Source organism: Zoogloea sp. (genome assembly GCF_041914405.1).
Classification (GTDB): Bacteria; Pseudomonadota; Gammaproteobacteria; order Burkholderiales; family Rhodocyclaceae; genus Zoogloea.
The window spans coordinates 1-21,717 of the sequence record NZ_JAYSDK010000024.1 but is presented as its reverse complement, the minus strand read 5'-3'; the positions used below and the strand labels follow the sequence as shown (position 1 = coordinate 21,717).

The 21,717-nt window shown below is 67.3% G+C and carries 19 protein-coding genes; 15 read left to right on the top strand and 4 right to left on the bottom strand.

The genetic code is table 11. The features are described 5' to 3' along the window. Positions 1-12: 12 nt before the first annotated feature. The 3 genes from ACE3RX_RS14850 to ACE3RX_RS14840 are packed head-to-tail and all read left to right on the top strand — an operon-like array spanning position 13 to position 2,759. On the top strand, positions 13-831 hold the full coding sequence (locus ACE3RX_RS14850; RefSeq protein WP_374485264.1) for a class II glutamine amidotransferase: 819 nt from the start codon (positions 13-15) through the stop codon (positions 829-831). A gap of 31 nt (positions 832-862) precedes the next feature. Further along, positions 863-2,173, top strand: a complete 1,311-nt coding sequence (gene soxC / locus ACE3RX_RS14845) for a sulfite dehydrogenase (RefSeq protein ID WP_374485261.1) — start codon at positions 863-865, stop codon at positions 2,171-2,173. Further along, a complete protein-coding gene (locus ACE3RX_RS14840) occupies positions 2,160-2,759 on the top strand; it encodes a c-type cytochrome (RefSeq protein ID WP_374485257.1) in 600 nt (199 codons plus the stop codon). Before soxC ends, ACE3RX_RS14840 begins: the two co-directional genes overlap by 14 nt. Positions 2,760-2,862: 103 nt before the next feature. On the opposite strand, the gene ftrA is transcribed toward ACE3RX_RS14840, so the two are convergent. Further along, positions 2,863-3,858 carry a transcriptional regulator FtrA gene (ftrA, locus tag ACE3RX_RS14835; RefSeq protein ID WP_374485253.1) on the bottom strand — a complete coding sequence of 332 codons (996 nt, stop codon included), beginning with the start codon at positions 3,856-3,858 and terminating at the stop codon, positions 2,863-2,865. A 141-nt stretch (positions 3,859-3,999) separates the two neighbouring features. Between ftrA and ACE3RX_RS14830 the strand changes: the two genes are divergently transcribed. Both ACE3RX_RS14830 and ACE3RX_RS14825 read left to right on the top strand, forming a co-directional pair. Continuing rightward, positions 4,000-6,444 carry a TonB-dependent receptor plug domain-containing protein gene (locus tag ACE3RX_RS14830; RefSeq protein ID WP_374485250.1) on the top strand — a complete coding sequence of 815 codons (2,445 nt, stop codon included), beginning with the start codon at positions 4,000-4,002 and terminating at the stop codon, positions 6,442-6,444. Positions 6,445-6,472: 28 nt separating this feature from the next. After that, positions 6,473-7,813 carry an aminotransferase class V-fold PLP-dependent enzyme gene (locus ACE3RX_RS14825; RefSeq protein WP_374485248.1) on the top strand — a complete coding sequence of 447 codons (1,341 nt, stop codon included), beginning with the start codon at positions 6,473-6,475 and terminating at the stop codon, positions 7,811-7,813. A 78-nt stretch (positions 7,814-7,891) separates the two neighbouring features. Here ACE3RX_RS14825 and fghA read toward each other — a convergent pair whose 3' ends face one another. Beyond that, positions 7,892-8,740, bottom strand: coding sequence for an S-formylglutathione hydrolase (fghA, locus tag ACE3RX_RS14820; RefSeq protein WP_374485246.1), 849 nt, complete (start codon positions 8,738-8,740; stop codon positions 7,892-7,894). A gap of 246 nt (positions 8,741-8,986) precedes the next feature. Further along, complete coding sequence (locus ACE3RX_RS14815; RefSeq protein ID WP_374485244.1) at positions 8,987-10,105, bottom strand: S-(hydroxymethyl)glutathione dehydrogenase/class III alcohol dehydrogenase; 1,119 nt, start codon at positions 10,103-10,105, stop codon at positions 8,987-8,989. Between the two features lie 123 nt (positions 10,106-10,228). On the opposite strand from ACE3RX_RS14815, the gene ACE3RX_RS14810 reads away from it, so the two are divergent. From ACE3RX_RS14810 to ACE3RX_RS14785, 6 genes are all read left to right on the top strand, one after another. Next, positions 10,229-11,137, top strand: a complete 909-nt coding sequence (locus ACE3RX_RS14810) for a LysR family transcriptional regulator (RefSeq protein ID WP_374485242.1) — start codon at positions 10,229-10,231, stop codon at positions 11,135-11,137. A gap of 220 nt (positions 11,138-11,357) precedes the next feature. After that, the gene (locus tag ACE3RX_RS14805) at positions 11,358-12,527 is read left to right on the top strand and encodes a PAS domain S-box protein (protein ID WP_374485240.1); all 1,170 of its coding nucleotides are present in this window, start codon (positions 11,358-11,360) and stop codon (positions 12,525-12,527) included. Continuing rightward, a complete protein-coding gene (locus tag ACE3RX_RS14800) occupies positions 12,524-13,156 on the top strand; it encodes a response regulator (protein WP_374485238.1) in 633 nt (210 codons plus the stop codon). Before ACE3RX_RS14805 ends, ACE3RX_RS14800 begins: the two co-directional genes overlap by 4 nt. A 257-nt stretch (positions 13,157-13,413) precedes the next feature. After that, entirely contained in the window at positions 13,414-15,036 is a 1,623-nt protein-coding gene (locus ACE3RX_RS14795) for a methyl-accepting chemotaxis protein (RefSeq protein WP_374485236.1), read from the top strand. 62 nt (positions 15,037-15,098) lie between these two features. Next, the gene (locus ACE3RX_RS14790; protein ID WP_374485234.1) at positions 15,099-15,869 is read left to right on the top strand and encodes an MBL fold metallo-hydrolase; all 771 of its coding nucleotides are present in this window, start codon (positions 15,099-15,101) and stop codon (positions 15,867-15,869) included. Next, entirely contained in the window at positions 15,866-18,067 is a 2,202-nt protein-coding gene (locus tag ACE3RX_RS14785) for a putative bifunctional diguanylate cyclase/phosphodiesterase (protein WP_374485232.1), read from the top strand. The genes ACE3RX_RS14790 and ACE3RX_RS14785 overlap by 4 nt, the downstream gene beginning before the upstream one ends. A gap of 21 nt (positions 18,068-18,088) precedes the next feature. Here the strand turns inward: ACE3RX_RS14785 and ACE3RX_RS14780 are convergent, their stop codons facing one another. Next, positions 18,089-19,024, bottom strand: coding sequence for a LysR family transcriptional regulator (locus ACE3RX_RS14780; protein WP_374485230.1), 936 nt, complete (start codon positions 19,022-19,024; stop codon positions 18,089-18,091). A 123-nt stretch (positions 19,025-19,147) separates the two neighbouring features. Here ACE3RX_RS14780 and uraH point away from each other — a divergent pair, with 123 nt between their 5' ends. The 4 genes from uraH to ACE3RX_RS14760 form a co-directional block, all read left to right on the top strand. Then, positions 19,148-19,498 (top strand): hydroxyisourate hydrolase, encoded by a 351-nt coding sequence (uraH, locus tag ACE3RX_RS14775; RefSeq protein WP_374485227.1) that lies wholly within the window; start codon positions 19,148-19,150, stop codon positions 19,496-19,498. Positions 19,499-19,540: 42 nt separating this feature from the next. Further along, on the top strand, positions 19,541-20,734 hold the full coding sequence (locus ACE3RX_RS14770) for a urate hydroxylase PuuD (protein ID WP_374485225.1): 1,194 nt from the start codon (positions 19,541-19,543) through the stop codon (positions 20,732-20,734). 44 nt (positions 20,735-20,778) lie between these two features. Continuing rightward, positions 20,779-21,294 carry a 2-oxo-4-hydroxy-4-carboxy-5-ureidoimidazoline decarboxylase gene (gene uraD, locus ACE3RX_RS14765; protein WP_374485223.1) on the top strand — a complete coding sequence of 172 codons (516 nt, stop codon included), beginning with the start codon at positions 20,779-20,781 and terminating at the stop codon, positions 21,292-21,294. A gap of 17 nt (positions 21,295-21,311) precedes the next feature. Then, positions 21,312-21,717: polysaccharide deacetylase family protein (locus ACE3RX_RS14760; RefSeq protein ID WP_374485220.1), on the top strand; the 406-nt coding region annotated here is incomplete at its 3' end.

The window sequence follows — 21,717 nt, the reverse complement described above, 5'->3', positions numbered from 1 at the left end:
CGAATTACCGCCATGTGCCAACTGCTTGGCCTGAACAGCAACCTGCCCACCGACATCTGCTTCTCCTTCACGGGCTTCCGGGCCCGTGGTGGAGAGACGGACAAGCACGCCGACGGCTGGGGTATCGCCTTCTTCGAGGAGGGCGGCGTGCGCGTGCTGCACGACCCGCAGCCGGCCTGCTCGTCGCGGCTGGCGGCGCTGGTGGCGGATCACCCGCTGCACGCTACCACCATCATCGCCCACATCCGCAAGGCCACCATCGGGGCGATCCGTCTGGAGAACACCCATCCCTTCTCCCGTGAGCTATGGGGGCGCCAGTGGGTGTTCGCCCACAACGGCACGCTGCTCGACTTCGCGCCGGTCATCGAAGGGCGCTTCCGGCCGGCCGGCACCACCGACAGCGAGCTGGCCTTCTGCTGGCTGATGGAGGGCCTGCAGCGCCGCTTCGGCGACAGCCGGCCAGAACGGCTGGCTCTCTTCGAGTGGCTGCAGGGGGCGGCCATCGCGCTGACCCGCTTCGGCGTCATCAATTTCCTGCTGTCCGACGGCGAGCTGCTGTTCGCCCATTGTTCTACCCGCCTCAGCCACGTGACGCGCCAGGCACCCTTTGGTGACGTGCACCTGGTGGACACCGAGCTCAGCGTCGACCTCGGCCGCAGCCTCGACCCGGCAACCCGCAGCGTCATCGTCGCCACCGTGCCGCTGACCGCCAACGAGCACTGGGTGGCGATGCCGGCCGGCAGCCTGTGGTGCTTCCAGGCCGGCGAACTGGTGGCGATGGCCCCGACGCGGCCCGGCCAGGTGCCGCTGGCCACCGACGATTGCGTGTAGCCCTTTCTTTCCACGACCCCCGCGAGGACCCATGCCCCCCTATCTGCCTCCGCCCGGCCTCGATGCCGGTGCCGACCTGGTTGCCGATAAAAGTGCCAAGCCGCCTGGCCGCCGTCGCTTTTTGCAGGGGGGGGCGGCGCTGGCCGGTGGCGCTGCTGCTGCCGCATTGGCCGGTCCGGCCCGCGCCGCCGGCGACGTGCTGCCGGTGCCGGCGTGGACGCGCAGCCAGGGGCGGCCGGTGGCCAATCCCTACGGCCAGCCGTCGGGTTTCGAGGGGCGGGTGATCCGCCGCGTCCGCGAAGGCGCCCAGCCGACCTTCCCCACCGCCGCGTCGAGCCTGACGCCGCTGGCCGACATCTTCGGCACCATCACCCCCAACGGGCTGGTCTTCGAGCGCCACCACGCCGGTATTCCCGACATCGACCCGGAGCAGCACCGGCTGGTGATCCATGGCCTGGTGGAGCGGCCGCTGTCCTTCAGCCTCAACGACCTGCTGCGCTTTCCGGCGGTGTCGCGGGTGCATTTCCTCGAATGCGCCGGTAACAGCGGCAGCGAGTGGCGGCCGGCGCGCAAGCTCACCGTGCAGTCATTGCACGGCCTGCTCAGTTGCTGCGAGTGGACCGGCGTATCCCTCGGCACCCTGCTGCAGGAGGTCGGCGTGGCGCCGGAGGCCAAATGGCTGCTGGCCGAAGGGGCGGACGCGGCGGCGATGACGCGCAGCGTGCCGCTGGACAAGGCCCTCGACGATGCACTGATCGTCTACGCCCAGAATGGTGAGATGCTGCGCCCGGAGCAGGGCTACCCGCTGCGCCTGCTGCTGCCGGGTTGGGAGGGCAACATCAGCGTCAAGTGGCTGCGCCGCCTCAAGCTCGGCACCGCGCCGTGGCAGAGCCGCCAGGAAACGTCCAAATACACCGACCTGCTGCCGGACGGCAGCTCACGCCAGTTCTCCTTCGTGCTCGACGTGAAGTCGGTGATCACCGGGCCATCCGGCGGGCAGACCCTGAAGAACCGCGGCCGCCAGCAGATCACCGGCCTGGCCTGGTCCGGCCACGGGCGCATCCGCCGCGTGGACGTGTCCATCGACGGCGGCCGCAACTGGGAAGAGGCGGTGCTGCAGACGCCGGTGCTCGACCGCGCGCTGACCCGCTTCAGCCTGCCCTGGCTGTGGGACGGTGGCCCGGCGGTGCTGCAGAGCCGCGCAGTGGACAGCCACGGCAACGTGCAGCCGACCCGCAGCCAGCTCATCGCTGCCCGCGGCACCGAGTCCGCCTACCATTACAACGGCATTCAGAGCTGGCAGGTGCTGCCCAGCGGGGAGGTGCACAATGTCCATGTTTGAACGCAAGCCGCTGGCGGCCTTGCTCGGTGCGCTGGCCTTGTCGGCCGCGCTGTCCGCCTGCCACAGCCAGCCCGTGCGCAACGCCCAGCCCCTTGGTCTCGGCACGCCGGTGGACGCCACCCAGCTGGCCGCCTGGGACATCGACATCGACGCGGACGGCCGCGGCCTGCCGCCCGGTAGCGGCACGGTGGCCGCCGGCCAGCGCATCTATGAGACCCGCTGCATCGCCTGCCACGGGGCCGGCGGCCAGAACGGCATTGCCGACCGGCTGGCCGGCGGGCAGGGTAGCCTCGCCACCAAGACGCCGGTGCGTACCGTCGGCAGCTTCTGGCCCCATGCCACCACGCTGTTCGACTACGTGCGGCGGGCGATGCCCTTCGACAGCCCCCAGTCCCTGTCGCCGGACGAGGTTTATGCGGTGAGCGCCTACGTGCTGCACCTCAACGGTTTGCTGCCGGCCGACGGGCGCCTCGATGCGGCCAGTCTGCCGCGCATCGTGATGCCCAACCGGGACGGCTTCAAGGTGGACGACCGCCCGGACGTGGTCGGCACGCGCTGCATGAAGGACTGCGCGCCGGGCTCCTGAAGCGCGTATCCACCGCGCCGATCAGCAGCTTTCCGTGCGGGCCGGGCAGCAGCGCTGTGGCGGCGCTGCCCGGCCCGCAGCAGCGGGCGGCTGCGGAAGAAGCTCAGGCCGCGGCGTCCTCCGCCACGTCGTCCTGGGTCTGCAAAAAAGCGCGGCGGTAGCTCGACGGGCTGACCCGCGCGATGCGCCGGAAGTGGTGGCGGAAGGACTCCTCCGAGCCGAAGCCGGCCTGCTCGCAGATCGCCGCGATCGGCACATGCGGCGTTTCCAGCAGCTGCTTGGCCAGCGCCACCCTTTCCTGCAGCAGCCATTCGTAGGGCGACAGGCCGGTCGATTCGCGGAATTGGCGCTGCAGCGTGCGTGGGCTCATGGCGGCCCGGTCGGCCAGCGAGGCCACCGTGTGCGGGTGGCCGAGGTGCTGGCGGATCCAGTCGATCAGGCGCGACAGGCGACCGGATTCGTCGGCAGGCATCGGCCGCGACACGAACTGGGCCTGGCCGCCTTCCCGGTGCGGCGGCACGATCAGGCGCTGGGCGACCCGGTTGGCCACCCGGCTGCCGTAATCCCGCGCCACCAGGTACAGCATCATGTCCAGCCCGGCCGCCGAGCCTGCCGAGGTGAGGATCTGGCCGGCATCCACGTAGAGGGAGTCGGCCTCGACCTGGATGCTCGGGAAGCGTCGTTTCATCTTGTCCGTAAAGCGCCAGTGGGTGGTGGCGCGCTTGCCGTCCAGCAGGCCCGACCAGGCCAGCACGAACGCCCCTGAGCAGATCGAGCAGATGCGCGTGCCGCGCGCATAGGCGGCGCGCAGCTGGTCTTGCAGCGCGTCGGGCGGCGGCTCGTCCGGGTCGCGCCAGCCGGGGATGATGATGGTATGGGCCTGGTCGAGGATCTCCAGCCCGTTGGGCGCTTCGAAGCGGATGCCGCCGCTGGCGCGCAGGCTTCCGCCCTCGGCCGAGCAGACCGCGAAGCGGTACCAGTCCACATCCAGCTCCGGGCGCTGCAAGTCGAATATCTCGGTCACGCAACCGAATTCGAAGGCGCCCAGCCGGTCGTAGGCGACGGACACGACGAGCTTGTTTTTATCTTTTATTTTCATATGGATATGAGCAAGGTCTTGGCGCAATGTTGAGGTTGATTGTCCTTTCCTCCAATGCCATGCAGGAATCCTGCCAGGGATAATTTCGGCTCGTTCCGTTCATCGCAAACGGATATCCCGTCAGCACTCCAAGAGGAATCAATGAGCCCCAGCCTCCGTCCCACGACTGCCCTGCTGACCCTGCTGTCATCCGGCTACGCGCTGGCCCAGACCCCGGTCGCCGATCCCGGCGCAGCCGATCCGGCCCAGTCCTTTGATACCGTCATCATCACCGGCACCCGTCAGGCCGGCCTGAAGGCCGCCGACAGCCCGGCGCCGATCCAGATCCTCGATGCCGCCACGCTGAAGCGCAGCGGCCAGCCCGACCTGATCCAGGCCCTCACCCAGAACGTGCCGGCCTTCACGTCCGACGCCAAGGGCGGCGACGCGGCGGCGCTGACCACGGCCGCCCGCCTGCGCGGCCTCAACCCCAACCACACGCTGATCCTGGTCAACGGCAAGCGCCGTCACGGCACCTCCAACGTCAATGTTACCGGCGGCGCCTTCTCCGGCGGTGCCTCGGCCGACCTGAGCCTGATCCCGCTGTCCGCCATCGACCACATCGAGGTGCTGCAGGACGGCGCTGCCGCCCAGTACGGCTCCGACGCGATTGCCGGCGTCATCAACATCATCCTCAAGCGCAACGACCAGGGCGGCACAGTCAGCTTCGGTGGCGGCCAGTACTACGATGGCGATGGCACCAGCGGCAACCTGTCCGCCAACATCGGCTTGAAGCCCCACGAGGACGCCTTCCTGAACCTCAGCGTGGAGACCAAGTACCACGGCCACAGCGACCGCAGCGATCTCGACGCGCGCTTCGCGCCGCCCTATCTGAGCGCCGCCAACGCCAACGTGCGGAATGCGCCGGGCTATCCTTACGTGGGCCGTACCTTCGGCGATGCGGCCGTGCGCCAGACCATCCTGTCCGCCAACGGCGGCATCGACCTGTCCGGCGGTACCGAGCTGTACGGCTTCGCCACCTATGGCGCCAAGCACGCCGAGGCGATCCAGAACTACCGCGGCACCTCCACCGCACCGGGCGTCTATCCCCTCGGCTTCAGCCCGATCGAAGTCCATGACGAAGAGGATTTCGCCTTCACCCTCGGCGTGAAGGGCGAGGCGCTGGCCGGCTGGCGCTACGATCTGGCCACCACCTACGGGCGCGACTACGCCTCGGTAGGCAATATCGACTCCCTCAACGTGCAGTTGTGGAAGGACACCGGCAGCACCCAGAACCGCTTCTACGAGGGCTACCTGAAGGCCAACCAGACCACCACCAACCTGGACTTCAGCCGCGACTTCAACGTCGGCTGGGCCTCGCCGCTCAACGTGGCCTTCGGCGCCGAGCACCGGGTGGACGAATACGCCATCGGCGCCGGCGAGCCGGCCTCCATCTACCGCGGCGGCGCGGCGGCCTTCCCCGGCTACACGCCGTCCGACGCCGGCAACCACAAGCGGCGCAGCAATGCGCTGTACGTGGACGTGGCCGGTTCGCCGATCGACAAGCTGAAGCTCGACGCCGCGCTGCGCACCGAGCGCTACAGCGACTTCGGCAGCGCCACCGTCGGCAAGCTGACCGGCCGCTACGATGTGGCCCCGAGCTTCGCGCTGCGCGGCACCGTCAGCAACGGTTTCCGTGCGCCGACGCTGGCCGAGCAGAGCTATTCCGCCACCTCGGTGTCACCGACCACCGCCTCGGTGATCCTGCCAACCTCGGCCGCCGCCGCGCGCCTGCTCGGCATCGACGAGCTGAAGGCCGAGAAGTCGCGCAACCTCAGCATCGGCATCGTCGCCAAGCCGGCACCGAAGGTGACCGCCACGCTGGACCTCTATCAGATCAACATCAAGGACCGCATCCTGCAGAGCGGCTCCCTGTACGGCACCCTCAACGGCGCTGTGCGCGCCGAGGCGGTCAATGCAGCCATCGTCGCCAACGGCAACAGCATTCCGGCCGGCATGTCGTCCACCGGCGTGGTGGTCTTCTCGAATGCCGGCGATACGCGCAACACCGGCGCCGACGCGGTGGTCACCTATGCCGATGAGTACGGCCGCTTCGGTCGGGTGGACTGGAGCCTGGGTGCCAACATCAACCAGGTGAAGGTCACCAAGGTGAAGGGCGCGCCGAGCCAGCTCAACGGCCAGCAGTTCCTCGACAAGACGGCGATCAGCTACATCGAGGATTCATCGCCGGCCTTCCGCATCAACCTGGGCGCCCTGTGGCGCAAGAACGACTGGACGGTGAACCTGCGCGAGAACGTCTTCGGCCCGTCGTCCTATTACACCTCGGTGAACAACGTCACCTATTACGAGAACCGCACCGGCACCAAGTTCATCACCGACCTGGACGTGACGCGGCAGATCACCAAGGCCTGGGCCGTGACGGTGGGCGCCAACAACCTCTTCAACGTCTATCCGGACAAGCTCAACAGCGACTACCGCCAGGCCCTCAACGCCGCCGGCCGGCAGAACATCTCCCAGTACGCGTCCTTCTCGCCGATCGGCATCAACGGCGGCTACTACTACTTCAAGGCCAACTACCGCTTCTGAGCGCGTGCCGACTCACGGAGACTCCCACATGAATCCCCAACTTTCCCGCCGGGCCCTGCTGAAGGGCTCCCTCGGCCTCGCCGTGGCCGCCGCCTCCACCCTGCGCGGCGCGCCGGCCCTGGCCCAGGCGGCGCCCGCCCCGGCCACCGCTCTGTCCACGCTGCCCGCGCTGCCGGGCGGCGATGCGCTGACGGTGGCCCGCAACGAGGCCTACTGGGCGCAGATCGCCGCGCTGTATCGGCAGTCGCCCGATTTCGTCAATCTGGAGCACGGCTTCTACGGCATCATGGCGCGCCCGGTGCTGGTGGAACTGCAGCGCAACATCGAGCGCCTCAACGAGCGCAACTCCTACTTCCTGCGCCAGGAGTTCAGCCGCGAGACGGACGCCGTGCGCGGCCGCATCGCCGCGCTGCTGGGCGTGCAGGCCGACGAGATCGCGCTGACCCGCGGCGCCACCGAGGCGCTGCAAAACCTGATCACCAACTACCGCGGCCTCAAGCCCGGCGACACGGTGATGTACGCCGACCTGGACTACGACAGCGCGCAGAGCGTCTTCGACTACCTGCCGGAGCGGCGCGGCGTGAAGGTGGCGCGCATCGTGCTGCCGGAACCGGCCAGCGAGGCCAGCATCCTCGATGCCTACGCCAAGGGGCTGGCGGCCAACCCGGGCACGCGCCTGCTGCTGCTGACCCACATCAACCACAAGACCGGGCTGATCCTGCCGGTGGCGGAGATCACCCGGCTGGCCAAGGCCCGCGGCGTGGACGTGATCCTCGACGCGGCCCACTCGTGGGGCCACATCGATTTCCGCCTGCCGGAGCTGGGTGGTGTCGATTTCGCCGCCTTCAACCTGCACAAGTGGGTCGGTGCGCCCCTGGGCGTGGGCTTCCTGTACATCCGCAAGAGCCGCCTCGACGACATCGCGCCGCACCTCAGCGCGGCCGGGGAGGGCTCCGGCGACATCCGTTCGCGGGTCCATTCGGGCACCACGGCCACCGCCAACGTGATGACGGTGCCGACCGCGCTGGACTTCCAGGCCGCCATCGGCGTGCCCAACAAGGAGGCCCGTCTGCGCTACCTGCGTGACTACTGGGTGGAGCGGGTGCGGGACGTGAAGGGCGTGCAGATCCTGACGCCGGACGCGCCGCGCCTGCATGGGGCGATCAGTGCGCTGCGCATTGGGGGCCGCAGCAGCCTGGCCGACAGCCAGGCCCTGGCGCGTCGTTTGCGCGAGCAGTACGGCATCTTCACGGTGGCCCGCGGCGGCCTGGCCTCGGGCGCGGTGGTGCGCGTCACGCCAGCCATCTTCACCCGCCCGGCCGATCTGGACCGGCTGGTGACCGCGGTGCGGGAGATCGCCCGCGGCTGAGCGCGCCGGGCAGTAAGCGGCCCGGCGCATGGTCCTTCAAACAAGTCGTGGGGGCGAATTCATTCGCCCACCCCGGCCTCAGCTGTGCAAGGCCGCCGCGTGGTGGCGCAGGTGGTCTTCGATGAAGCTGGCGATGAAGTAGTAGCTGTGGTCGTAGCCCGGCTGGCGGCGGAGGGTCAGCGGATGGCCGGCAGCGCCGCAGGCGCGGGCGAGGGCGTCCGGCTTGAGCTGTTCGGCGAGGAAGCTGTCGGCCTCGCCCTGGTCTACCAGCAGCGGCAGGCGTTCGCTGGCGCCGGCAATCAGCTCGCAGGCATCCCATTCACGCCAGCTCTCCCGGTCTTCGCCGAGGTAGCGGGACAAGGCCTTGTGCCCCCACGGGCAGTCCATTGGGTTGCTGATCGGCGCGAAGGCCGATACCGACAGGTAGTGGCCGGGGTTGCGCAGCGCGCACACCAGCGCGCCGTGGCCGCCCATCGAATGCCCGGAGATCGCGCGGCGCGGGCTGACCGGCAGGTTCGCCTCGACGAGGGCCGGCAGCTCATGCACCACGTAGTCGTGCATGCGGTAGTGGGCCTTCCACGGGGCCTGGGTGGCGTTCACGTAGAAGCCGGCACCGTGGCCGAAGTCCCACGCGCCGTCCGGGTCGCCGGGGACGTTGGCGCCGCGCGGGCTGGTGTCGGGGGCGACGATGGCGATGCCCAGTTCGGCGGCAACCCGGTGGGCGCCGGCCTTCTGCATGAAATTCTCGTCGGTGCAGGTGAGACCGGACAGCCAGTACAGCACCGGTACCGGGCCGTGCTCGGCCTGCGGCGGCAGGAACACGGCGAAAGTCATGTCGCAGCCGGTGCTGGTGGCGGCGTGCCGGTAGCGGCGGTGCCAGCCGCCGAAGCTGCGGTTCTCGGAGATCAGGGTCAGGGGCGTGGTCATGATAGGTTCCGGGAAGAAGGCTGGGCCGGGGGGAGGGGCGGTCGAATGAATTCGACCCTACAAGATGTGGGGTGCGTGGGTGAAATCTGTGGGGAGACCTGTGGGGGCGAATTCATTCGCCCTCGGCGGTCGCCAAACCTGCGATGGGCGAATGAATTCGCTCCCACAGGACAGCCCCACAGGGGCCGACTCTGCGGGAAGGCTTCCCGCGGTACCGCTCCATCGGGGAGCGGCGGCGCAGGGGGCTTACTTGTCGAAGTGGATGACGGTGCGGATGCTCTTGCCTTCGTGCATCAGGTCGAAGGCCTTGTTGATGTCCTCGAGGCCCATCGTGTGGGTGATGAAGGTGTCGAGCGGGATTTCACCGCGCTGGGCTTTTTCCACATAGCCGGGCAGCTCGGAGCGGCCACGCACGCCGCCGAAGGCGGAGCCGCGCCAGACGCGGCCGGTGACCAGCTGGAAGGGGCGGGTGGAGATTTCTTCGCCGGCGCCGGCGACGCCGATGATGATCGATTCGCCCCAGCCCTTGTGGCAGCACTCCAGCGCCGAGCGCATGACCTTGGTGTTGCCGATGCACTCGAAGGAGTAATCGACGCCGCCGTCGGTGAGGTCGACGATGACTTCCTGGATCGGCTTGTCGTAGTCCAGAGGATTGATGCAATCGGTGGCGCCGAGTTGCTTGGCGATCTCGAACTTGGCCGGGTTCACGTCGATGGCGACGATGCGCGAGGCCTTGGCCATCACCGCGCCGATGACTGCCGACAGGCCGATGCCGCCGAGGCCGAAGATTGCCACGGTGGCGCCCGGCTCGACCTTGGCGGTGTTCATCACCGCGCCGATGCCGGTGGTCACGCCGCAGCCGAGCAGGCACACCTTCTCGAGCGGGGCGTCCTTGCTGATTTTGGCCACCGAGATTTCCGGCAGCACGGTGTATTCGGAGAAGGTCGAGGTGCCCATGTAGTGGTAGATGGGCTTGCCGTCCTTGCTGAAGCGGGTGGTGCCGTCGGGCATCAGGCCCTTGCCCTGGGTGGCGCGGATGGCTTGGCACAGGTTGGTCTTGCCGGACAGGCAGAACTTGCACTTGCCGCATTCCGGCGTGTACAGCGGGATCACGTGGTCGCCGACGGCGACCGAGGTGACGCCTTCGCCGATGGCTTCGACGATGCCGCCGCCTTCGTGGCCGAGGATGGTCGGGAAGATGCCTTCCGGGTCGGCGCCGGACAGCGTGAAGGCGTCGGTGTGGCAGACGCCGGTGGCCACGATGCGCACCAGCACCTCGCCGGCTTTCGGCGGGGCCACGTCCACTTCGGTGATTTCGAGGGGCTGCTTGGCGGCCCAGGCGACGGCGGCGCGGGATTTGATCATCGGTGTCTCCGGTGGAAGGCTGAAGGAAAGCGAGCAGTGTAATTTATGGACTGCTGGCGGATAATCCGGTGCTTCGTCAAAACATTGTTGCTGTTTGGCAATAATGGATCGTAGCGTGCCGTCATGAGCCGTTGGGAAGGGCTGGAAGAATTTGTGGCCGTCGCCGAGACCGGCGGCTTTTCGGCGGCGGCGCGCCGCCTGGGGCTGTCGGCCTCCCACGTGAGTCGCCAGGTGCAGCGCCTTGAGGAGCGCATGCAGACCCGCCTGTTCCACCGCAGCACGCGGCTGGTGCGTCTTACCGAGGCCGGGCAGGCCTTCTTCCAGCACTGCCGCCAGTTGCAGGACGGCTTCGACGAGGCCTTCCGCTCGGTGCTCGACCTGGAACAGAGCCCCAAGGGCCTGCTGCGTATCACCAGCTCGGCGGTGTACGGCGAGCGCTACATCGTGCCGTTGATCAACGAGCTGGTGGCCGAGCACCCGCAACTGCAGGTCGAGATGGAGCTCGACAACACGCCCCGCGACCTGGTGCAGGAGGGCTACGACATCGCGATCCGCCTCGGCCGCCTGACCGACACCCGGCTGGTGGCGGTGCGCCTGGCGCCGCGGGTGATGTACGTGTGCGCGACGCCCGACTACCTGGCCCGCCACGGCACGCCTACCAGCCTCGCCGATCTGGAGCGCCACAACTGCTTGCTCGGCATCTCCGACAGCTGGCTGTTCCAGGCCGACGGCCGCGAGCTGTCCCAGCGGGTGGCCGGCAACTGGCGCTGCAACAGCGGCCTGGCGGTGCTCGACGCGGCTTTGTGCGGCATCGGGGTGTGCCAGCTGCCCGATTACTACGTGCTGCCGCATCTGCACAGCGGTGCGCTGGTGGCGCTGCTGCCGGACTTCCAGCTGCACAGCCAGGCCCACGGCGTGTGGGCACTGATCCCACCGCGGCGCAACCTGTCGCCGAAGGTGCGTATCGTCGTCGAGCGCCTGCGCCAGCGTCTCGCGGCGCGGCCGGAGTACGCCGAGCCCGGCTTCGCCTGAGCCGCCCCTTAGCCGGAGAGCCGTGGCCGCTGCTGCTCCGGAGGGATCGGCGGGTGGGGCGGCCAACGGCGGCCAGACCGTGTTGGAGTACCGCAAACGGCCCGGGGGCTTGTGTTAACCTGCGTTTCGACAAGGGTTCACGGTCCTTCGGCGAGGCGCATACGCGCTGGCCGGAACGGCCTGATCGTGCAGCCACGGCAGGTAGTCTTTCTCTACGCGCATGGACGTATTAGCGAACATCAACCTCTCCTTCGCTGCGGCGATGACCCTGCTGAGCCTCACGACGGTGGCAGGCGCGTGTGCCGCCGTTGCCAGGTTCCGCCATGCGAAGGAGGAGATGCGCCTCAGCAAGGAATTCTTCCAGAGCACCTTCGATGCCGCCGCGGTCGGCATGGCGGTGGCCGACTTCGACGGGCGCTACATCAAGGTCAACCAGGCCATGTGCGAGTTCGTCGGCTATTCCGAGGCCGAGTTGCTGGGCATGTCCTACCACGCCATCACCCATCCGGACGATCTGGCCGACAACGTCAGTGCGCGGGCCCAGATGCTCGACGGCAAGCTGCCCAAGTTCCAGATGGAGAAGCGCTACGTGCGCAAGGACGGCCGTGTGGTGTGGGCGCTGATGGTGGTCTCCGAGATCCTCGACAAGAACGGCCGGATGATTGCCTCGGTCGGCCAGATGCTCGACATCGACACCCAGAAACGGGCCGAGCAGGCCCTGCTCGAATCACGGCGCCAGCTGCGTGAGCTGTCCCATCACCAGAAGACCCTGCTGGAGCAGGAGCGCAAGCACATCGCCCGGGAGATCCACGACGAACTCGGCCAGCGCCTGACCGCCTTGAAGATGGACATCTCGCTGCTGCGCATCGGCTTCGGCCACAACCCCGAGTTGTTCCGCATGGCCGAGCGGATGCGCGAGCTGGCTGAGGGCACCATCGAGGTGGTCCGCCAGATCGCCAGCAACCTGCGTCCGGCGGCCCTCGACCTGGGCCTGGTGCCGGCCATCGAATGGCTGCTCGACGACTTGCAGCGCCGCTCCGAGATCCGCTGCCGCCTGTATGCCTGCGACGAGGAGCTGGCGATGGACGAGGCCCGTGCGACGGTGGTGTTCCGCCTCGTGCAGGAGTCCCTGACCAATATCGCCCGCCACGCCCGCGCCCGCCAGGTGGAGGTATGGCTGGCCCGGGACGGCGACCGCCTACACCTGCGCGTCGCCGATGACGGCTGCGGTTTCGATCCGCAGCCTGCCGACAAGCTGCGCGGCTTCGGCCTGCTCGGCATGCGCGAGCGCGTGCTGGCCCTCGACGGCGACCTGGTCTTCGACAGCAGCCCCGGACGGGGCACCACGGTGTCCATCGAACTCCCGCTGGCGGCGGAGGTGCCAGCGTGATCCGGCTGATGATCGCCGACGACCACGCCATTGTGCGCAGCGGCCTCAAGCAGATCATCGCGACGACCATCGACATCGCGGTGGTGGCCGAGGCCACCCGCGGCGAAGAGATCTTCGAGCAGTTGCAGAAGGATGCCGTCGATCTGCTGTTGCTCGACATGTCGATGCCCGGGCTGGCCGGCCTGGAACTCATCGGCCGCCTGCAGAGGACGCATGCGCGGCTGCCCATCCTGGTGCTGTCGATGCACAACGAGGGGCAGATCGTGGCCCGCGCGCTGCGCGCCGGCGCCGGTGGCTACGTGACCAAGGACAGCGAGCCGGAAGTGCTGCTGGCGGCAATCCGCAAGGTGACCCATGGCGGCCGCTTCATCGACCCGGCACTGGGGAACGTGCTGGTCTTCGATCACGGGCCCGCTCGCCCGCTGGCCCACGAGGCCCTGTCCGAGCGGGAGCGCCAGGTGCTCGAAGGCATCGTTGCCGGCCTGCCCCTCGGTGAGATCGCCGACCAGCTGCACCTTAGCCCGAAGACCGTCAGCACCCACAAGATGCGCCTGATGGAAAAGCTGCAGGTGGATAACAACGCGGACCTGATCCGCTACGCCATCCGCCACGGCCTCACCGTCGATTGAGGGCGGCGGCGGCCCCACCGCCGGGGGCTTGATGGAAACCCTGTCCGAACCAGGGTTTTAGGTGCTCATTTCAGGAAAACCTGACATACACCTCCATCAAAGCTTGCTATCGTCAGGCGCGAAGCCATGAAATCCGTGGCTGACGCAAATGCCTGACACTCTATAAAAAACTACAGTCGGGCATTCCAGACAACAGTACGCGTCTCCCGGTTACCTAGCCGCCGGATCGGCCGGGAGATACCCACCAAAGACAATCCGTGAAGGTCAACCTGCCCGTTACGCAGACCGAAGTTCCCTTTCCCCAGGGCCGCTATCTGGTCTCCAAAACTGATCTTAAAGGCATCATCACCCACGCCAACGACGCATTCGTCCGCATCAGCGGCTTTCAGCGCGACGAACTGCTGGGGCGTTCCCATAACCTGGTTCGTCATCCGGACATGCCGCCGGAGGCCTTTGCCGACCTGTGGCAGACGGTGAAGAGCGGCCTGCCCTGGCATGGCCTGGTCAAGAACCGTTGCAAGAACGGTGACTATTACTGGGTGCGCGCCTTCGTCGTGCCGGTCCGCAAGAACGGGCAGACGGTGGGTTTCATGTCGGTGCGCACCGAGCCGTCCCGCGATGAGGTGAGGTCTGCCGAACACCTCTATGCGCGGGTCCGCGAGGGCCACGCCCGCTTCCCGCGGATCAACCCCGGCCTGCTGGGGCGCTTTTCCTTCAGTACCCGCTTGTGGGTCATAATGGGCGCCATGGCCACGTTGTCAGCAGGGATAATGCTCGCGAGCTTCGCCGGAGAACTGACGCCGGCACGCAGCGCCTATGTGGGTGCTGCGGCGCTGCTGTCGACGCTCGTCTCGGTCTCCGTCGGCATCTATTTCTCGCTGCGCGTCGATCGTCCGCTGGCCCGGGTGACCCAGTTCTTCGACCAGATCGCCGAAGGCAACCTGACCAACGACGTGGATGTCAGCAGCCGCGACGAGACCGGCCTGCTGTTCTGCCAATTGGGCGGCATGCAGGCCCACCTGCTGGCGATGCTCGACGACATCGCGATGGCGGCCGAGGCCATCGAGGCCCGTTGCGGCCAGCTCGACCGCCAGATGGGCCAGGTCGGCGAGAAGTCGACGCTGCAATACGACAGCGCCAAGAGCGTGGCGGCGGCCACCGAGGAACTCAGCGTGTCGGTGCGCGAGGTGGCCAGCAGCGCTGGCGATACCTCCGACGCCGCCCAGCGCGCCCAGCAGCTGATCGCAGCCGGCAATGCGCGGATCGGCGAGACCGTGCACATGACCCGCCGCGTCGTGGAGGCGGTGTCCCGCTCCGGCGACACCATCCATACCCTGTCCGAGGCCATCCATAAAATCGGCAGCATCACCCAGGTCATTGGCGATGTGGCCGGGCAGACCAATCTGCTGGCCCTCAATGCAGCCATCGAGGCGGCCCGGGCCGGTGAGCAGGGCCGCGGTTTCGCGGTGGTGGCCGACGAGGTGCGCACCCTGGCCGAGCGGACCGCGTCCAGCTCCCGCGACATCGCCGCCACGGTGGCGGCGATCCAGTCAGTCACCGCCGAGGCGGTGGAGGCGATGGCCGCCGCGCGCAGCGAGGTCGAGGCCACCATCGCGTCCCTGCAGGATGGCGCGACCAGCCTGGGGGGCGTGACCCAGGCTGCCGACGAAGTGAGCGGCATGTCGCGCAGCATCTCCGCCGCCACGGTCGAGCAGACCCAGGCCAGCGAGGACGTCGCGCGCAATATGGAACACATCACCCAGCTCATCGACGACAACCTGCAGGCCTCCCGGGAAGCCAGGCAGGCGGCGGGGGATCTCCTCGCCACCTCGGGCAGGCTCAAGGCCATGATTGGCGAGTTCAGAATTCACAAGGCATGAAAACGGCGAATCCGTCGCCGGCCATGGCCTGCGACAAGCATAGAAGGATCCTAGGAAGCAGCATGCGCAACATCCCCCTGTTCAATACTGACGATCACAAGTTCATCCTCCTGAATGAGAGCGAGCCGGGCGAAGAGGACGGCATCCGTTCCAACCAGTACCTGGTTGTCCACGGCGACGACGGCGTGCTGCTCGACCCGGGCGGCTTCGGTGTGATGCCGCGGGTGCTCTCCGAACTGCTGCGCTACGTGAGCCCCGACCGCCTGAAAGCGATCATGCTGTCCCACCAGGATCCGGACATCGTTGGCGGCCTGGCGACCTGGCTGGAGATCTCCGAGGCGCCGGTGTACGTGTCGAGTATCTGGATGCGCTTCCTGCCCCACTACGGCATCTCGTCGATGCGCCGTTTCATCGGCGTGCCCGACGAGGGCATGCAGGTCGATCTGGCCGATGGCTTCCGGCTGGATCTGGTCCCCGCGCACTTCCTGCACTCGGAAGGGCAGATCAACGTCTATGACCCGATCTCGAAGGTGCTGTTCACCGGCGACATCGGCGCGGCGATGATGCCCGACGGCGAAGACGAGCCCTATGTAGATGACTTCGCCGGCCACGTGCCGTACATCGAGGGCTTCCATCGGCGCTACATGGCGTCCAACAAGGCGGCGCGCCTGTGGGTCGAGGCGGTGTCCAGGCTCGACATCGATTTCATCGCCCCCCAGCACGGGCCCATCTACCGGGGCGCTGCGGTGCCGGCCTTCCTCGACTGGTTCCGCAATCTGGAGTGCGGCGTGGACCTGATGGTCGAGGCCGGACGTTTCCGGAGAGTCACGTGAACCTGAGACCCAATCCATTGCTGGTCATCCCGCAGCGCCAGGAGGGCATGCGCCAGCGGGTGCTGGAGAGCTTCGCGGCCCTGTTCGAGAGCCAGACGCGCAGCAGCCTGTTCGCCGCCAGCATCACCGAGCTGACCCAGAGCGTGCGGGCCGAGATCCTGCAGGGGCTGCAGGCCTCCCTCGGGCAGATCGAGGGGCTGCCGATGAGCGACGCTCAGCGTATGGAGCTGACCCGCGGCCTGGACCGGGCAGTGGCGCGCTGCGAGCGCCTCGACAAGACCCTCGAACTGCTGGTCGGCGAGCGGCGTCGGCAGCTCGGCAACAACTCCCGCGACCTGCAGCAGGTCATGCTGGAGTTCAATCGTGTCTCCAAGGACCTGGCCGGCACGCTGATCGAGAAGGACCTGCTCGAACGCCAGAGCCGGGTTCTCGAGACCATCGTGCTGTCCCATGAGAAGGTCACCCAGTGGAAGGCCTTCGTGCAGGAGGTGCTGCTCGGCTTCCACGCCTTCTTCCCCTTCGACGTCTTCTTCATCGCCTTCTCCGAAGACAACGCCCTGTCCCTGTACGTCTATTACATGGGCGAATACCCGGAGGAGGTGAAGACCTCTGCCCGCCACCGGCTGGCCCGCGACATGATCGAGCACCTCGATCTGCCGCCCGACGTGCCGCTGGATATCGAGGAATTCCAGGTCATCCGCAACCGCAAGCGCCAGGGGGTGGATGCCAGCAACATCCGCATGATCACCGTGCCGGTGCCGGACATGGATTCGTCCAACCTGTCTGGCCTGCTCGGTATCGCCTACGCGTCCCTCGACAAGCTGACGCCGCAGGAAAGCAGCGTGATCCACTCCATCCTCGCCGTGATGGTGATGGTGGTCGGGTCCAGCAAGGCGCTCAGCCGCACCCTGTCGGAGCTCGAATACTATTCGACCCACGATCCGCTGACCGGCCTGCACAACCGGCGCTATTTCAACGAGATGCTCGGCTACGAGCTCGGCCGCTCGGAGCGCCACTCGCACGAGTTCTCGATCCTGATGCTCGACCTGGACGACTTCAAGGACGTCAACGACACCTATGGCCACCCCCGTGGCGACGCGGTGCTGCAGCAGGTCGCCGAGAAGATGCGCACGGTGATGCGGCGCGGCGACCTGGCGACCCGCATCGGCGGTGACGAGTTCGCCATCATTCTGGTCGAGACCGGCCTGGACGGGGCGATGGTGGTGGCCGAGAAGCTGCGCACCGAGCTACGCCAGATGAGCTTCGAGGGTGACGACGGCAAGATCTTCCACGTCACCACCTCGATCGGCATCGTGTCCTACCCGAAGGACGCCAACAGCCTTTCCGACCTGATGGCCGGGGTGGACATCGGACTCTACCGGGCCAAGGAGCTCGGCAAGGACACCATCGGCACCTTCGAGTCGGTGAAGGACCGGGTCCATGCCAGCCGCGCGACCCGCGACTACGCCGAGAAGCTGCGCGTATCCCTGCGCGAGAAGCGGGTGGTGCCGTACTTCCAGACCATCTTCGACTGCCGCACCGGCAAGCCCTTCGCCTACGAGACGCTGGCGCGCATCATCGAGCCGGACGGCACCACCCTGTCAGCCGGCGCCTTCATCGAGACCATCGAGAAATACGGCCTCGGCCGCGATCTCGACCGGGCCATCATCGAGCAGGGCTTCGCGGCCGCGCGGGAGCGCCTGGACACGCCGGGGGCGCCGCCGTTCCGGCTGTTCATCAACCTGTCGGCCCAGGAGATCCAGGGCCGCGGCATCCTCGGCTATGCCGAGATGCTGTGTGCGCAACTGGACATTCCGCCCAACGTCATCGTCTTCGAGATCCTCGAGCGCGATGCCATCGGGGACATGACCCACATGCGCAAATTCCTCAGCGACCTGCGCAAGAAGGGCTTCCTGTTCGCCCTCGACGACTTCGGCAGCGGCTACAACTCCTTCCACTACCTGCGCGAGCTGACCTTCGACTACGTGAAGATCGACGGCGCCTTCGTGAAGAACATCGTCAAGTCGAAAGTGGACCGCACCCTGGTCCGCAACCTCACGCGCCTGTGCCAGGAGCTCGGCATCCTCACCATCGCCGAGTTCGTCGAGTCCGAGGAAATCCTCGACGAGCTGCGCGGCATGGGGGTGGACTACGCCCAGGGCTTCCACCTCGGCATGCCCGTCTCCCGCATGGCCTGACCAGGCCTGCCGGGCGGCGCCTCAACTGCCCGGCTTGATCTGCTTGCCGCAGTCGGCGAGCAGGCGGCGGATCCAGCGGTGGGCTGGCGACAGGTGGTTGCGCTCGTGCCACAGCTGGTAGAAGCGCATTGCCGGAAAAGGAATCGGCGACGGCAGGATCACCAGCGGCAGCAGGTTTGCGTAGAACTGCGCGAAATGCCGGGTGGTGGTGAACACCAGGTCGCTGTGCTGCAGCAGATACGGCGCCATCGTGAAGGACTGCACCACCACCCGCTCGTCCCGGTTCAGGCGGTGCGTCGCCAGCACCGTGTCGATCACGCCGCGCTGGCTGATCGAATAGGGCATCGGCACCACATGCACCGCCCGCTGGTAGTCGTCGGCGGTGAATCCCTTGCGGGCCAGCGGATGGTTCGCCCCCACCAGACACACGATCTCGTCTTCCAGCAGCATCGACAGGTGCATGCGGTGGGGCGGTTCCGGCCAGTTGCCGATCACCACGTCCAGATCCCCCTCGGCGAGGGAACGCTCGAAATCGAAGTTTGGCCCCAGTGACTGCAGGCTCAGGCGCAGGTTCGGGGCTTCCTTGCGGATCCGCTCGACCACGCTGGAAATGAACATCGGCGCCAGGTAGTCCGGCGCGCCGACGCGGAACTCATAGCGGCTGGTCAGCGGGTCGAAGGACTCCGGCGCGAAGGTCATCCGATCGATTTCCGCCAGCGCGCCCTTGGCGTGGGACAGCAGCGCCAGCGCCCGCTCGGTGGGCACCATGCCGCTCTTTTCCCGCACCAGCAGCGGGTCGCCGAGGATCGTGCGGAGGCGCTTCAGGGCCAGGCTCACCGCTGGCTGGGACTGGTTCAGGCGCAGCGCCGTGCGCGACACGCTGCGCTCGGTGATCAGCAGGCAGAAGATCCGCAGCAGATAGGTGTCGAGCTGGTCGTCGCTTCGTCGGGTGCTCATGGGGACGGGGGCAGGAAGATATTGAAAAGTATATATAGCTTATAAGCTCATATCCATTTCCTTAATCCCGGCCCGCTCTAAACTGCACAGCACATCCCCACACCAACAACCGGAGACACAAGCATGGGACGCCTTACCACCCACGTGCTGGACACCGCCAGCGGCAAGCCGGGTACCGGCATCGCCGTGACCCTTTACCGCCTGGACGGCGGCCGCCGCGAGATCCGCCGCGCCGTCACCAACCATGACGGACGCTGCGACAGCCCGCTGCTCGACGGCGAGGCCTTCGAGCGTGGCAGCTACGAGCTCGTCTTCGCCGCTGGCGACTACTTCCGTGCCCAGGGCCAGGCCCTGCCGGAACCCCTGTTCGTGGACGAAGTGGTGCTGCGTTTCGGCATCGCCGACCCGGCCCAGCACTATCACGTGCCGCTGCTGGTGTCCCCGTGGAGCTACTCCACCTACCGCGGCAGCTGAGCCCGAATCCGCGCACCGTTTCGCACGAGAGACTGAAGAAACATGGAAACCTATCTCCTCGACTGGGCCAACCTGCTGCTGCGCTGGCTCCACCTGATCACCGGCATCGCCTGGATCGGCGCGTCGTTCTATTTCGTGATGCTCGACAACTCCCTGCGTCCGCCGAAGAAGCCCGAGGACGCCAAGCGCGGCGTGTTCGGCGAGCTGTGGGCGGTGCATGGTGGCGGCTTCTACTGCAGCCAGAAATTCCTCACCGGCCCGCAAGGCGAGCCGCTGACCCACGACCTCCATTGGTCCAAGTGGGAGGCTTACACCACTTGGTTGTCGGGCATGAGCCTGCTGGCGGTGGTGTACTGGATCGGTGCTTCCAGCTACCTGATCGACGCCAAGGTCATGGCGCTGACGCCGCCGGCCGCGGTCGGCATCTCTATCGCCTTCCTGGCCAGCGGCTGGGTGGTGTATGACCTGCTGTGCCGCAAGCTGATGGGCCGCGACGGCCTGCTGGCGGTGCTGCTGTTCGGTTTCGTGGTTCTGGCCGATTGGCTGCTGCACCACCTGTTCTCGGCCCGCGGCGCCTACATGCACGTTGGCGCGATGCTCGGCACGATGATGGTGGCCAACGTGTTCATCCACATCATCCCCGGCCAGAAGCGCATGGTCGAGCAGATCCGCGCCGGCCAGCCGGTGGACCCGCGTCCCGGCCAGATCGGCAAGCAGCGCTCGGTGCACAACACCTACTTCACGCTGCCGGTGCTGTTCGTGATGATCAGCAACCACTACCCGATGACCTATTCCCACCCCAACGGCTGGCTGGTGCTGGTGGTCATGATGCTGGCCGGCGTGCTGATCCGTCAGTTCTTCGTGCTGCGCCATCGTGGCCAGGTGAAGTGGTGGCTGCCCGCCTCAGGAGCCGCGCTGCTGGCCCTGCTGATCGTGCTGATGGCCCCCGCGCCGGTGAAGAGCGATGGCGAGAAGGTGAGCTTCGCGGCCGTCAAGCACGTGGTCGATACCCGCTGCACCGCCTGCCACGCCGAACATCCGACCCAGGCCGGCTTCGCTCAGCCGCCCAAGGGTGTGGTGCTGCAGAGCGCCGAAGGCATTGGCCAGCATGCCGCCAAGATGGCCGAGACGGTGGCCAGCGGTTACATGCCCCTCGGCAACCTGACCGGCATTACCGACGCCGAGCGCCAGCTGATCGCCCGCTGGTACGCCCAGGGCGCCAGGCTCGCCGACTGAGATCCTGCCCCCGACCCCAGCACGACCTTGAGGACTTGAAAAAAATGAATGCGCCCACCTCCGTCGCCGCCTTGTCGGCGCTGCCGCGGGACGAGTTCGTCGCCCGCCTGGCCGACATCTTCGAACATTCCCCGTGGATCCCCGAGCGGGCCTGGGCGGCCCGCCCCTTCGCCGACGTCGAGGCGCTGCACACCGCGATGCTGGCGGTGCTCGACGCCGCCGGTGAAGAAGAAAAGCTCGGCCTGATCCGCGCCCACCCGGAGCTGGCCGGCAAGGAAGCCGCCGCCGGCACGCTGACGGTAGCCTCCACCGGCGAGCAGCGCGGTGCCGGCCTCGACCAGTGCAGTGCCGACGAACTGACCCGCCTGCGTAAGCTGAATGCCGCCTACCGGGAACGTTTCGGCTTCCCCTTCGTCATCGCGGTGAAGGGCCTGTCCCGCTACCAGATCATGGACGCGGTGGAGGCCCGCCTCGCCAACGATGCGGCCACCGAGTTCCGCACCTGCCTCGAGCAGATCGGTCGCATCGCCCGCTTCCGCCTCGACGCGCTGCTCGGCTGAGCGCAAGGAGTCCCGCCATGAGCAAGATCGATCCCGCCTATCCCCGCGACCTGATCGGCTACGGCCGCAAGCCGCCCTTTGCCGACTGGCCGGGGCAGGCCCGGGTGGCCGTCCAGTTCGTCCTCAACTACGAGGAGGGCGGTGAGAACTGCGTGCTGCACGGCGACCCCGGCAGCGAGCAGTTCCTGTCCGAGCTGTTCAACCCGGCCAGCTACCCGGACCGCCACCTGTCGATGGAGGGCGTCTATGAGTACGGCTCCCGCGTCGGCGTGTGGCGCTTCCTGCGCGAGTTCGAGCGGCGCGGTCTGCCGATGACCATCTTCGGCGTGTCGATGGCGCTGCAACGCCACCCCGAACTCACCGCCGCCTTCAAGGAGCTCGGCCACGAGATCGCCTGCCACGGCTGGCGCTGGATCCACTACC

Excerpts from the sequence above, each read along its gene's own strand:
- soxC (WP_374485261.1), top strand. The coding sequence starts at position 863 with ATGCCCCCCTATCTGCCTCCGCCCGGCCTCGATGCCGGTGCCGACCTG.
- ACE3RX_RS14830 (WP_374485250.1), top strand. The coding sequence starts at position 4,000 with ATGAGCCCCAGCCTCCGTCCCACGACTGCCCTGCTGACCCTGCTGTCA.
- ACE3RX_RS14840 (WP_374485257.1), top strand. The coding sequence starts at position 2,160 with ATGTCCATGTTTGAACGCAAGCCGCTGGCGGCCTTGCTCGGTGCGCTG.
- ACE3RX_RS14805 (WP_374485240.1), top strand. The coding sequence starts at position 11,358 with ATGGACGTATTAGCGAACATCAACCTCTCCTTCGCTGCGGCGATGACC.
- uraD (WP_374485223.1), top strand. The coding sequence starts at position 20,779 with ATGAATGCGCCCACCTCCGTCGCCGCCTTGTCGGCGCTGCCGCGGGAC.
- ACE3RX_RS14790 (WP_374485234.1), top strand. The coding sequence starts at position 15,099 with ATGCGCAACATCCCCCTGTTCAATACTGACGATCACAAGTTCATCCTC.
- ACE3RX_RS14810 (WP_374485242.1), top strand. The coding sequence starts at position 10,229 with ATGAGCCGTTGGGAAGGGCTGGAAGAATTTGTGGCCGTCGCCGAGACC.
- ftrA (WP_374485253.1), bottom strand. The coding sequence starts at position 3,858 with ATGAAAATAAAAGATAAAAACAAGCTCGTCGTGTCCGTCGCCTACGAC.
- ACE3RX_RS14770 (WP_374485225.1), top strand. The coding sequence starts at position 19,541 with ATGGAAACCTATCTCCTCGACTGGGCCAACCTGCTGCTGCGCTGGCTC.
- fghA (WP_374485246.1), bottom strand. The coding sequence starts at position 8,740 with ATGACCACGCCCCTGACCCTGATCTCCGAGAACCGCAGCTTCGGCGGC.
- ACE3RX_RS14825 (WP_374485248.1), top strand. The coding sequence starts at position 6,473 with ATGAATCCCCAACTTTCCCGCCGGGCCCTGCTGAAGGGCTCCCTCGGC.
- ACE3RX_RS14815 (WP_374485244.1), bottom strand. The coding sequence starts at position 10,105 with ATGATCAAATCCCGCGCCGCCGTCGCCTGGGCCGCCAAGCAGCCCCTC.
- uraH (WP_374485227.1), top strand. The coding sequence starts at position 19,148 with ATGGGACGCCTTACCACCCACGTGCTGGACACCGCCAGCGGCAAGCCG.
- ACE3RX_RS14850 (WP_374485264.1), top strand. The coding sequence starts at position 13 with ATGTGCCAACTGCTTGGCCTGAACAGCAACCTGCCCACCGACATCTGC.
- ACE3RX_RS14780 (WP_374485230.1), bottom strand. The coding sequence starts at position 19,024 with ATGAGCACCCGACGAAGCGACGACCAGCTCGACACCTATCTGCTGCGG.